Origin of the sequence: Psychrobacter sp. JCM 18903 (genome assembly GCF_000586475.1) — a bacterium.
In the GTDB taxonomy this organism is placed as follows: domain Bacteria; phylum Pseudomonadota; class Gammaproteobacteria; order Pseudomonadales; family Moraxellaceae; genus Psychrobacter.
Genome location: NZ_BAWJ01000024.1, coordinates 19,574 through 31,735 on the forward strand (window position 1 = coordinate 19,574; position 12,162 = coordinate 31,735).

General features: G+C 44.0%; 7 protein-coding genes and 5 pseudogenes. 1 reads left to right on the plus strand and 11 read right to left on the minus strand.

The genetic code is table 11. The features are described from left to right. Positions 1–37 precede the first annotated feature (37 nt). From TT12_RS13275 to yghU, 10 genes and pseudogenes are all read right to left on the minus strand, one after another. A pseudogene (locus TT12_RS13275) lies at positions 38–844 on the minus strand (hydantoinase/oxoprolinase N-terminal domain-containing protein); the annotation flags it as partial. Positions 845–901: 57 nt separating this feature from the next. Then, positions 902–1,747 (minus strand): annotated as a pseudogene (locus TT12_RS18695) (hydantoinase B/oxoprolinase family protein); the annotation flags it as partial. Between the two features lie 22 nt (positions 1,748–1,769). Beyond that, positions 1,770–2,663 carry a hydantoinase B/oxoprolinase family protein gene (locus tag TT12_RS18700; protein ID WP_279378915.1) on the minus strand — a complete coding sequence of 298 codons (894 nt, stop codon included), beginning with the start codon at positions 2,661–2,663 and terminating at the stop codon, positions 1,770–1,772. A 417-nt stretch (positions 2,664–3,080) separates the two neighbouring features. Further along, complete coding sequence (locus TT12_RS13285) at positions 3,081–3,629, minus strand: peroxiredoxin-like family protein (RefSeq protein WP_045455660.1); 549 nt, start codon at positions 3,627–3,629, stop codon at positions 3,081–3,083. A 318-nt stretch (positions 3,630–3,947) separates the two neighbouring features. Then, the gene (locus TT12_RS18705; protein WP_279378916.1) at positions 3,948–4,331 is read right to left on the minus strand and encodes a DUF819 family protein; all 384 of its coding nucleotides are present in this window, start codon (positions 4,329–4,331) and stop codon (positions 3,948–3,950) included. Beyond that, on the minus strand, positions 4,328–4,855 hold the full coding sequence (locus tag TT12_RS18710; protein ID WP_279378917.1) for a DUF819 family protein: 528 nt from the start codon (positions 4,853–4,855) through the stop codon (positions 4,328–4,330). The genes TT12_RS18705 and TT12_RS18710 overlap by 4 nt, the downstream gene beginning before the upstream one ends. 17 nt (positions 4,856–4,872) lie before the next feature. Further along, positions 4,873–5,169 (minus strand): DUF819 family protein, encoded by a 297-nt coding sequence (locus tag TT12_RS18715; RefSeq protein ID WP_279378918.1) that lies wholly within the window; start codon positions 5,167–5,169, stop codon positions 4,873–4,875. Between the two features lie 176 nt (positions 5,170–5,345). Further along, positions 5,346–7,013 carry a DEAD/DEAH box helicase CsdA gene (csdA, locus tag TT12_RS13295; RefSeq protein WP_198329924.1) on the minus strand — a complete coding sequence of 556 codons (1,668 nt, stop codon included), beginning with the start codon at positions 7,011–7,013 and terminating at the stop codon, positions 5,346–5,348. Positions 7,014–7,658: 645 nt separating this feature from the next. Further along, a complete protein-coding gene (locus TT12_RS13300) occupies positions 7,659–8,867 on the minus strand; it encodes a DUF1176 domain-containing protein (protein WP_243443721.1) in 1,209 nt (402 codons plus the stop codon). A gap of 357 nt (positions 8,868–9,224) precedes the next feature. Further along, positions 9,225–10,080 (minus strand): annotated as a pseudogene (gene yghU / locus TT12_RS13305) (glutathione-dependent disulfide-bond oxidoreductase). Positions 10,081–10,435: 355 nt separating this feature from the next. Here yghU and TT12_RS13310 point away from each other — a divergent pair. Beyond that, positions 10,436–11,811 (plus strand): annotated as a pseudogene (locus tag TT12_RS13310) (DHA2 family efflux MFS transporter permease subunit). Positions 11,812–11,979: 168 nt separating this feature from the next. On the opposite strand, the pseudogene TT12_RS15735 reads toward TT12_RS13310, so the two are convergent. After that, a pseudogene (locus TT12_RS15735) lies at positions 11,980–12,162 on the minus strand (hypothetical protein); the annotation flags it as partial.

Here is a 12,162-nt window from a genome sequence, read left to right on the forward strand (position 1 = left end):
GCAATATACAGACCGCTTGTGGTGCCGATGCGGGGCCTGAGTTAATGGCATTTACCGCACGCTCTCGCATGATACTACCAACTGCAAGCCCGCCATTAGACTGGAAATAACGTACTGGCTGCTCAGCGCCTAATGCCTTAAAGTAGTCGTCAATTTTATGGACATAAGATGCCATGACTGGGCTTAGGTAGGCATTCACTAGCGTCGTTGAAGTGCGAGTATATTCTTTGATCTGCGGATAGACATCACTACCACAGCAAACGAATACCCCTGGCATATGCTGCTCAACAAGCTCTTTAGCACGCTGCTCATGCTGAGTATTACGAATAGACCAGACGAAAGAGATAGCAACGGCCTGAACGTCTTTTTCCTTAAGTGCTCTGATGGCATCGAGTACGTCTTGCTCATTTAGCGGCTCGTGTTCAGTACCATCAGCTAATATGCGTCCACGTATGGGAAAACGACGATCACGGGTGGCGATTTGCGGTGCTGGCGGATAGCTAGCATCATAGCGATGCCCTTCTTCTTTATGCCCTAAGCGTATCTCGATACTGTCCTCGTGACCTTTGGTACATAACAGCCCGACCTTGACCCCTTTCATCTGAATCAGCGCGTTTAGCGCCACAGTAGTACCATTGATACATAGGTCGCAGGCTTGAATAATATCTTCAATAGGACGGTCAAACTGCGTGGCGATTTGCTGTAAACCATTAGCAATAGCCAGGGTGCCATCTTCGGGAGTAGAAGGTGCTTTGAATAGATGTACATGGCCACTTCTTTCTGCCAAAACAAAGTCAGTAAACGTCCCGCCAGCATCGACGCCAATTCGGAAATCATTTTTCATAAGTCATCCTTAACTCAAATTATTTAATATCATCAGTTAGTTTTGGGTTTTTGGGTTTTATGCCGTCAGCTTACGACGTAAAGCATCCGTCTCTGCTTCATTGACCGCCAGCGTTTGTGAGTCAATAACCACACCGTACTCAGTCTTAGCCGCTGCTACTGATATGATCCTTTCTTCTACATCTTTTAATACTGCGGGTACCGACCGTGCAAACGAGCTACCGTAGCCGCCACCGCCTGGATTGGTATTACGCGCACGGTCACCCGGTTGAATTTCAGTCATTATATTTTGCTTGTGCAGATCAGTGAAGCCATCCTTATGGATAATCTCTAAGCGCCCTAATTTCAGCTCAGGTGATATTTGCTCTGCTCCTGCAGCCCCCATCGTTGGATGCTCACGACCTTCCCCAAACGCCACTACCGTCATCTCATGACCTAACGGCTCAACTTCCCATACGGTGCCGCAACCGCCACGATACTCACCAGCGCCGCCACTGTCTTCTGCCAAGCCATACTTATGAATTAAGATAGGATACTGATACTCTAATAGTTCAATATCACCAGAGCTTAACGCGCCAAAGCAGCATAAAGGACCGCAAGCATGCCAGCCGTCCATTTGCTGAGTTGCGCCAGCACCGGAGATGATCGAAGCTAGAATCATAGTGACGTATTGTTCCCCTGTTTTTGGATCGATACCTGAGATATTGATGCCAGAAGCATGACCCCAAGAGGCAATCACTCGATCTGGCGCTGCGTCTTCAAAAGCCATACGCACCGCATCCGTTAAGGTTTCCATCGGTGTGGTAGTACAATTCACATGAGGGGCAGGTTCTTTGGCATTACATAGCGTGCCATGCTCACCCAAGTCTACCGTGACACAGCGGTATAAACCTTCGTTGTACGGCGGGTCTACTTGGCAAACATCATCAGCCTAGGAGAACACCAGACATCGAATTGCCTGCATAAGAGTTAATGAAGTAAGGTACTTGCGGCGGGCTGGTAATCTTGATATGTACATCGCTGTCTTTAATCTCAATATCAGCGCTGATGGTCAAATCACCCAGACCGTGACCTGAATCTTCTAATACCGCTTCGCCATGATACTGGCCATTTGGAATAGATGAAATTAATGATCGCATATGGGTATCAGCCATATTCTTTAGCTCTTCGATCGCCGCACGGACGGTCTCTACCCCATACTTATCTAGCAGCGCAATCATGTTGCGCTCACCAACCGCACACGCCCCATATTGAGCATTAAGATCGCCTTCTTGGTTACGGCGAGAGCGCATATTACTATGGATTAAGTTAATGACATCACGACGTCTAACGCCTTTTTCCCATATTTTGATGGGCGGAATGCGCAACCCTTCGGCGTATATCTCTTTAGCGTCTGGATTATATCCTGCTGGCACGGGACCACCGATATCAGTGACATGACCTTTGCATACTGTCCAAAACACCAACTCACCTTTATAAAACACTGGCTTATACATACAGCAATCTAGGATATGACTGCCCATCATCACGGGATCGTTGTGATAAATAACGTCTCCTTCATGAATGTCATCACCATAATATTCGGCAACGGCTTTCATGGCTGGCATGAGTGAACCTAAATGAATAGGAATGTCTTGACCCTGCAAAATCATCTCAGGCAGATGATCAAACAAAGCATTGCTATAATCGTGAGCTAAGTTGAAGACGCTAGAGCGAGCGGTTTTTTCTAAGGTTGTCGTCATCTCGCGCTGCGCCGTTTCTAAGGCACCACGTACGACGGACAAGGTAATAGGGTCAATTGAAGTGTGAGCGTTGCTCATGTGAGACTCCCTGTCTAGAAATTTATATCAGAAGATATGAGTGGCTCTGTAAAATATAGCGCCCAATGTGGCCGTTAATACTTAACAATTACACTCATTCTTTATATGGCTGTCATCCATCCTAATGACGAAGCTTTTTTACTATAGCGAGGTTTTTGGTAAATAGATTGACTGACAGTGCAGGGTTTTTGACTGTGAGTGCACACCTGTATAAATAAGGTTTGTGATTTCAGCTTTTGGAGAGAATGTTAACAATAAAGAGCGTTTGCAATAAAAAAGACAATGCATCGGTTATGATGCACTGCCCTATGAATTTACGTCTTTGACTATTTATTAGTTTAGTTTTGAGTTTACAGCCACACTTAAGCGTATTAAATGTCTGACATCAAGAAAAATGCCGTCGTCAATAATACAGTCTTAAGCATAATCGTGTGTACCACGAATAGGATAGTTGTTTTCTGGATTTCTGATAAAGGTCAGACCATTTGCCAAGGCTTCCAGCTCAGGTCTAGTAAAAGGAGCATTGGAGATATCTACAATCTGAATCTTCCCTTCTGTATTGATAACAAACAAGCCGGGCTCTGCAAATGGATGATCGGTTTCTTTCTCTGAACGTGGGTTGGAGATATAAAGACCCAGCATTTTCATTTGTTCAACGGTCAGATCATAGGCGATAGGAAAGCTCACATTTATTTTTTCCAAATGGCTTTTTACCTGCTCTTTGCTGTCACCTGAAACAGCAATGACGTCGACACCCGTTTCATTAAATGCCGATTTTAATGTTTCTAACTGATTGAGGTATTTGGTACAAATAGGACAGTGTTGACCTCGGTAAACAACCACCATTTTCCAGTCATGACCATTTTCGGGCTTGCCCAATAGCGCCATGTCACCATTATAAGTGGGTACTTCGATAGTAGGAAATGTTACACCAGCAATGATTTTTGGGTTGTAGTTTGCTTGCATTGTTTTATCCTTATAGTTTTGGGTTAAAAATATTTCATATAAATTTGAGTGTTTGCTCAATTTAGTATGTATTGATACTACAAGTAAAAAGCCGACGGTGAAGTCGGCTTTTTGTTATTAAATTGGTATAAATTGAAAGTTTTTCTCTCTGTAGAGATATGATGGGTCAACATAGTTGTTTATCAACTAATACTAACCAGTCCGACTCATATGAATATGATAGCGATTAACAGCGCAGACTAGTTAGCGTTACTACAGAAGCGTCTAGCGTTACCAATGCTAAGCATTATATTCGAGCTCACCCTACTACCAAGCGCATCAGTTGGTACTAATATAGCCACCGAAAGTACCTACCGCATAACCAAGAATACCCAAAAAGACCCCAACTGGCGCGAGTGATGGGTGAAATGCCGTTGCGACAATAGGTGCCGATGATGCACCGCCAGTATTGGCATTGGAGCCGACTGCCAAAAAGAAAAACGGCGCACGAATTATCCTAGCCACAGCAAAGATAATGACAACGTGAATGCTCATCCATAATAAACCAATAAGTAACAATCGCCATTGCGAGACGATACCCGCAAGATTGATTTGCATGCCAATAGCAGCAATCAAGATGAAGATAAATACCGTACCAATTTTGGAAGCGCCCACATGATCAAGGCGACGTATTTTGGTAAAGGAAAAAATTACCCCTATCAAGTTATAATCACAACCATCCAAAAGAACGAGCTGGCAAAGCTGTATTGCACTGCCCAGCTATAGGGCGCAAAAAATCCTGCAATTTGACCACCGATAAAGTGTGCGACACCCACCATAGCAAAGCATAAGCCAAACATCACCATCAAGTCATTTAAAGTTGCTGGGCGAGCATTGTCACGCTCATAGTTCTCAACCGCCTTAATCACTTTATCAATACTACTGGTGTCTGCCCTCAACAGCCGATCTATCTTATCGCTATGCTTCGCCAATACCAAGATAGCCAATAACCATAATGAAGCATTGGTGGTATCGACCAAAATCATCATCCCAAATAAATCATCACTGACGCCAAATAGCTCCTTCATCGCTGCTTGATTTGCCGCGCCGCCGATCCAACTACCCGCCACCGCCGAAAACCCGCGCCATAGCGTGTCATCGGTAAACATTTCAGGCGATATCCATTTGGCGACACCTAAACTAATAGGGCCACTGATGATAATAGCGATACTGGCGGCGAAAAACATGGCGATGGCTTTCCAGCCTAGCCCAATATCTTTGGCACATCCATCGACAAGGTCATTAACAGCAAACTTGCTGGCAACAGATACGTGGCAGTAAAGCCATAAATCTGTGAGCCGATACCGTCAGCGAAGACGCCTAAACTATTAAGCGTTGCAGGTATAAAGCAGCACAGCACGATACCTGGCAATACAGCATAAAAGCGCTGCCAGAATTTACCGGGTAATCCTTGGGTATAAAAAACCAAACCGATAATAGCCATAATAATACCAAAAGCTAATGGTAGGCTATCAATGGTTAAATGAGAAATATCGGGCATCAAATAGCTCCGCAGCACACGATGAATAAAAGCTTGTTAGTATAGACAAGGCGAAAAAAACGCGCAAGCAGCGATCGAATAAACACAAAAAAGCCAGATAACAAGTATCTAGCTTTTTTAGTGCTATCTTTAGGCGATCAAGCAATTAATAACTTTAATCACCAAATATAACAGTATTACGAGTTGTTACCACGGTTGCCGCCGTTTGGACGACCTTGACCACGGCTGTCAGAACGACCTGCTGGGCGACCTTGGCTGCCACTTGGACGACCACGACCTGTTGCAGCACGCTCACCACGTGGAACGCCAGTGCTATCGCCGCGGCTAGGAGCACCAGTGCGCTTGCCTTGATACGGCTTGCCACCTGAACGCTCATTTGGCTTGCCTGACGTGTCACGTGGCTTACCTTGATAACCGCTGTCATTGCTAGCGCGTTGACCAGTTGATGAGCTGTCGCTTGAGCGACCACGAGCATTAGCAGGATTACCTTGATAACCACCACCCGCGCGACCACGACCTTGACCATTACCACCGCCGCCGTTTGAACGACCACGACCGCGACCACGACCATTACCTTTATTTTCGCTAGGTACATAAGTCTTCTTAGGCTCCATGCCTTCGATGATACATACTTCCATTTTGCGATCTAAATAACGGTTGATAGCGTTTAGCTGTGGACGATCATCCATGCTACATAAGCTGATAGCGATACCAGTACGACCAGCACGACCACAACGACCGATACGATGGACGTAATCTTCAGTTTGGCGTGGAAGATCATAGTTAATAACGTGCGAGATAGCTGGGATATCTAGACCACGAGCAGCAACGTCAGTCGCTACTAGGATTTTAACTTTGCCATTACGCAAGTCTTGAACGATACGGTTACGCTTGCTTTGTGGCAAATCACCATGTAGGAAGCTGGCTTTATGACCCGCTTCTTGTAGCTGTTTGGCCAGTTTTTCAGTGCTACGTTTAGTAGCAGCAAAGATAATGATCTGTTCCATATCTTGCTGGCAAACGATTTTGTCAAGTAAACGGTTTTTATGATCAAAATCATCACAGTAGTACACTTTTTCTTCGATGTGTGCAGATTCTACTTTGATTGATACACGCTCAGGGTTCTTAGTGAAGCTGGCAGCGATTTTACCTACTGGGCCATCCCAAGTTGCAGAACACATGATCGTTTGACGATCAATTGGTGCGGCACGAAGGATATCACTGATGTCATCAGCAAAGCCCATGTCTAGCATACGGTCAGCTTCATCAAGTACCAAAATTTCTAGGCTTGATAAGTCAACACGACCAGCATTGATATGGTCAAGTAAACGACCTGGGGTCGCAACGATAACTTGAACGCCTTTTTTCAACGCAGTGATCTGACCATTGTATGGTGCGCCGCCAACCAAAGGTACGCAGAATAGACCACGCATATCTTTAGAATAAGTACGTACGCTATCATGTACTTGCTGAGCAAGTTCACGCGTTGGCGTTAGGATAAGTGCTTTGGTTAGTTTGTCAAAGCTAGTAGCACGGCTTAAACGGTCAAGTACAGGGATAACGAATGCGGCTGTTTTACCACTACCGGTTTGCGCAGACAATAGTAAGTCGCGACCCGCTAGTGCAAAAGGAATGGCTTGTGCTTGAATAGGTGTTGGATTGGTATAACCACTGCGATCAAGCGCGGTCAAAATCGGCTTGGCAATGTCTAGTTCAGCAAAGGTAATTTGATCTTCATCAGTCGCGTCAGTAGTAGCCGCTTGATTATTAGTATCAGTATTTGGAGTGTCAGTGTTTTCGATGATGCCGTTTTCAGCGGCGATTGCAGATAAAATATCAGTCATGAGAATCCTTGGTAAGTATAAGTTGCTGTAAATTCAGCAAGCTTGATGCATACCACTGATAACCGTTCACCACGCTGCCTTTATTAAAGAATTACCGGACCACATGTAAGTGTCGATAATCAGAAGCCAAGCCAATAAAGCTTAGAGCCTCTACAATAAATGCGTTCGTGCTGTCTGACGTATTTTGGTGGTAGTGCCGAGTGTCTCATCCTTGTTTGATATCAGCGTATTATTAATGCTTTGTCCAAAGCAAATAATCGCGAATAACAACCAATTTAAACCACATTTATGGTTCGGTAGATAAGATATGAGTCAAAAATAACTGCTATTTTCATGACAGGTTATTTAAGTACACAAAATCATCGGCAACAATTACTTATGGTCATCCTAGACCCAAAATCGCAGGCGATGTTATCAATCTCATAATTCACGAAAGCCTAAGCTAACGTGGCGACGCAGTATAGCACAATAAAATATTATATGTAGCTATTTATTAAATTTCTCGGTAAATAAAGCAAATTTGCTTATAGATGTACGCATTCAATATGCTGAGTAATAAGACAATCAGCAGTATTATTGGCGGCTATCGCACCATTTTAACTTCGGTGACATACGTCGGCAATTGCCAAGCACCGCCCGCTTCAATCATACGGCAAAGCCTGTGGTGCTTTCATGGCTTTTTTCAAATGCCTTGCCTGTCCATACCCAATCAGTCTTGGTTAAACAATCACCGATGCCGCGACCTTTTTGTACGGAAGTGATTTTACCCTTATCATAGCCAGTGGCGTTGGTGGTTACCAATGTTGGTTTATAAGGTTTACTGTCATTGATGACCCAGATGCCTGCACCAGTATTATAAGCACCTGTCCAGCAGTCATGTTGTGCCAACAGCTGTGAGCCATTCAGTCGGCTCACACGCCATGGTGATTTATCTGATAGATTGGGACAGTCACTATCCGCATCTTTCATCGTACTTTTCATCAGCGCCGCTAGCTGCGACGATTTCATCACAAACTTTCTATTGTCACTAGCGACGGCTTTCGGATTGGGCGCCACAAAGTGCAGTTTTGGTGCGGACTTGGGTGACAATACAGTGCTATTTGATTTGGCGGCACCATCAGTATTGATAAAGGCAGATGATGTCCCTACTCGACCTTGGGCTTCATCTGCTTTGAGCATGACGGCGCTAGCCCCTTTATCAGAGAGTTGCCAGCGTGAGTTACGTAGCACTAGCTCAATTTTGCTTGACTTAGTCAGTGCTTCTAGTAGCGCTGTGACTTGTGTTGGGGTCAGATCAGCATTACCTGCTGCAGTTGAAAACGGCTTGGTTTCGCCATAGTCTCTACCATTGATGAACAATGATATACGATGACGATTGCCAAGTTGCATCAAGGCTTTAGATGAGCTTTCTTTAGCACCGCCCAGCTTTACCTTGCCATCCACACCAGCATTTGCGCCTGCACGGCGTATGAGCAATACCGATATAGGAAATTCACTATTGTTTTCTGCTTGATAGCCTGCCAGCCGGCACGTACGGGTATTGTCGCAGACTACTTGCCAGTCTTGATTGGTAAATTCAACGCCATTGCTGGCCATCGTCGCTGTACTAAATAAAGCTGCGCTGATAGCAGCAAACATAGGTAATCGTATTTTATTTTTTATCATCAATAAGAGTATCTTTTTTATTTTTTTAGGATGGGTGGTTAAGTTGGCTTTGTATTGCAATATTGAGTATCTATCAGCATCTATCTGTTGATCGTTATAAATGGCGCTGAGTTTGGTATTGATAACTTTTAATTCGCTAGCTATCGCCTGTCGTGAGAAGTTGATCCGTTTACGGTTATCATCCTTCATAATCGTTATCCATCAATATAGTCAATCTTATTTCAATCAGATATGTTGTCTGATTTACTCAGTCTATTATAAGTGGCTCTATTTGCCTTGCTGGTATCCCAATAATATTAAACCAATCAAAGAAGCAGTATAAATACCCGCTTATTAAGGTGTTATCTGCTTGAGGTACTCAAGCTATCTTAACGTACTAAGGTTTCTATCTGTTGTACTAATGTATCATTGTGTAAACAGGTAAGTATATCTCTATTTTAATATAACCATATATGAATATATAACAGCAAGATGTCGGATAAAATCAAGCTGATAAGCAAATAGCCTATCAGCTTGATTTTATTAATGCGTCTGTTATCGATAGGTTTAGTCAATAGGCTTTAATGACAGGTCTACGGCACGCTTAACGGCTGGACGTTCAGCAATTGCCTGTGCCCAGCGCTTCACATGCTTGTAGTCATCAACTTGCAGGAACTCGGCGGCATCATAGAGCTTTCCAAGCACCAATTGTCCATACCATGCCCAAATAATCATATCCGCAATATTATAATCGGCTTCGTTGTCGCCACACATATATGTGCTGTCTTTTAGATGGGTATCCAGCACATCGAGCTGGCGTTTGGTTTCCATGGTATAGCGGTTGATCGGGTACTCTAGCGGTTCAGGCGCATAAGCATAAAAATGTCCGAAACCGCCACCTAAGAACGGCGCACTGCCCATCTGCCACATGACCCAAGACAAACACTCTGCCCGTGCTTTGCCAAGTGATAAAGGCATAAATTGGTCAAATTTTTCTGCCAGATACATCAAGATAGCACCAGACTCAAAAAAGTGCTATCGGCTCGCCAGCTATATCGGCAGAATGATCAACCAAGGCTGGAATTTTTGAGTTAGGGTTTATGGCCACAAAGCCAGAACCAAACTGCTCTCCTTGAGAGATATCAATTTTATAGGCATCATATTTAGCACCTTTAACACCAATCTCGGCAAGCTCTTCTAACAGGATATTAACCTTGACGCCATTTGGCGTATTCAATGAGTACAGCTGTAATGGCGCATCGCCTACTGGCAGCGCTTTCTCATAGCGCGCACCCGCTGTTGGGCGATTGATACTGGCAAACTTACCACCGTTTTCTTTGTCCTGCGTCCAAACCTTTGGCGGAACATATTTATCGTTTTGCCCATCAGTATGATTGCAAGCTTTGTTATTTTCCTGACTCATAATATATCCTCAGTTTATCTTTATCGTATTGTTGATGCTTCTAGTTGTATCGTCGGTAGTCAATCCAATCTCATATGATTGAGATGAAATTAACTATACTGCATATCTGTTGGCTTAAGTCGTTAGCGAGGGTTTACTATAACGATAACCAACCCTGATATTAAAGTCCTCTCTTGTAAGCAGTGTTAATATTATTATCTCTAAACACAGAATTTTATAACCTCAACCGCCAGCCGTTACTTTGATTCCCTTTTATTATGATTGAGTCTTTCTTATACTACTCGGTTGGTATAGCGAATTAGTCGTCAATAGACTATTTTGTTCATTTTATGATGGGATATCTAATGAGATTTACATGGTAACGCTAACCCCGACACAAGATAAATACTTGCCCTATGTGCTAGCGGTGGCGCTATTTATGCAAATTTTGGATGCCACTATATTAAATACCTCATTACCACAGATGGCACAGGCGCTGGGTGAGTCTCCATTAAAAATGCAGTGGGCGGTGATCAGTTATGCGCTAACTTTGGCTATATTTATTCCCATCAGTGGTTTTTTGGCGGATAAATACGGCACGCGCCGAGTATTTTTGGCAGCGATTATTATCTTTTGTATTGGCTCAATGCTATGTGCTGCGTCACCAACGTTGGATTTTTTGATTGGCTCACGGGTTATACAAGGTATTGGCGGGGCGATGATGACGCCTGTGGCTCGCTTAATATTGGTCAAATCCTACCCACGCAATAAGCTGCTGACCGTTATGAACTTTGCGGTAATTCCTGCTTTGGTAGCACCGCTAGTAGGACCGGTCTTAGGTGGCTATATCGTACAATATACCAGTTGGCATTGGATATTTTTGATCAATATACCGATGGGCATTTTTGGTTTTATCATGGGCAAAAAACTGGTTCCCGCACTATTTGAGGATACCAAGCGGCTTGATTGGACAGGATTTTTATTGTTTGCGGCAGCGGCTTGTGGGTTTACGCTTGCTGTAGAATTCGGCTCACAGACTGGTCGAGGGTTTTATGGGTTGTTGCTTAGTTTGGTGGCCAGTTTATTGATAGGCGCTTATATCTGGCACGCCAAGCGTCGTCAAGCACCGTTGTTCCCCTTGAGTTTGTTTGACATTCGCACCTTTCGTATTGGCATCACTGGTAACCTATTCACGCGCTTAGGTATTAGCGCTGTACCGTTTTTGCTGCCGCTGTTGCTGCAAGTGGTGTTTGAATACTCACCGTCGCAGGCAGGTTGCTACTTGCGCCCATCGCAGTCGGTGCTATCGGGATTAAACCATGGGTCAGTAAAATTATTCAGCGTCATACTTATCGCAAAGTGCTGGTCTTCAACACGTTTTTGATGGGCACGCTCATCATTGTGTTGGCACAGTTTACCGATGCCTCACAGTGGTTATGGTTTATCCCTATTTTGACCATAATGGGCGCTTGTAATTCTATGCAATTCAGCGCGATGAATACGATTACTATCGGTGATTTAGAAGGTGCTCAAACCAGTAGCGGCAATAGCTTAATGGCGGTCAATCAGCAGTTAGCAATTAGTTTCGGTATTGCTTTTGGGGCAGCGGTACTGACGCTGTTACGTGAACGCCTACAAATGGATACGCTGACAGCGTTTCAAACCACCTATTGGGTACTTGGGATCTTAACCATTCTCTCGGGGCTGTACTTCTTACGACTTAAACCTGAAGATGGGCGCGGCTTATACTGAGCCGCTGATATTTAGATTTTGAATAAAGAGTTTGAAAAATATTGATTAAGCTTTGATTTTGTCAGCAGTGCAGATAGCACGCATTGTCAAATATGAGACATAAAAATGCCAGCATGTGAGTGATTATAAACCACACGACGCGCTGGCATTTTTAGAGCATAGTACGATTCATTGCATCAATAATGAACCATTAAGCGCGTCATCATCCATTTGTGATTGGGTATAGCGCTCAACCCCAATGCTTTCGATCAAGTCTTCTTGAGTCTCTAACCAGTCTTGATACTCTTCATTACCATCTTTTAGCGTCACCAATAGCTGGCGCGACACATAGTCAGACTTTGTTTCACATAG

Coding starts and splice junctions, on each gene's coding strand:
- TT12_RS18700 (WP_279378915.1), bottom strand. CDS start 2,663: ATGAGCAACGCTCACACTTCAATTGACCCTATTACCTTGTCCGTCGTA.
- TT12_RS18715 (WP_279378918.1), bottom strand. CDS start 5,169: ATGCCCGATATTTCTCATTTAACCATTGATAGCCTACCATTAGCTTTT.
- TT12_RS13285 (WP_045455660.1), bottom strand. CDS start 3,629: ATGCAAGCAAACTACAACCCAAAAATCATTGCTGGTGTAACATTTCCT.
- csdA (WP_198329924.1), bottom strand. CDS start 7,013: ATGACTGATATTTTATCTGCAATCGCCGCTGAAAACGGCATCATCGAA.
- TT12_RS18710 (WP_279378917.1), bottom strand. CDS start 4,855: ATGTTTTTCGCCGCCAGTATCGCTATTATCATCAGTGGCCCTATTAGT.
- TT12_RS13300 (WP_243443721.1), bottom strand. CDS start 8,867: ATGAAGGATGATAACCGTAAACGGATCAACTTCTCACGACAGGCGATA.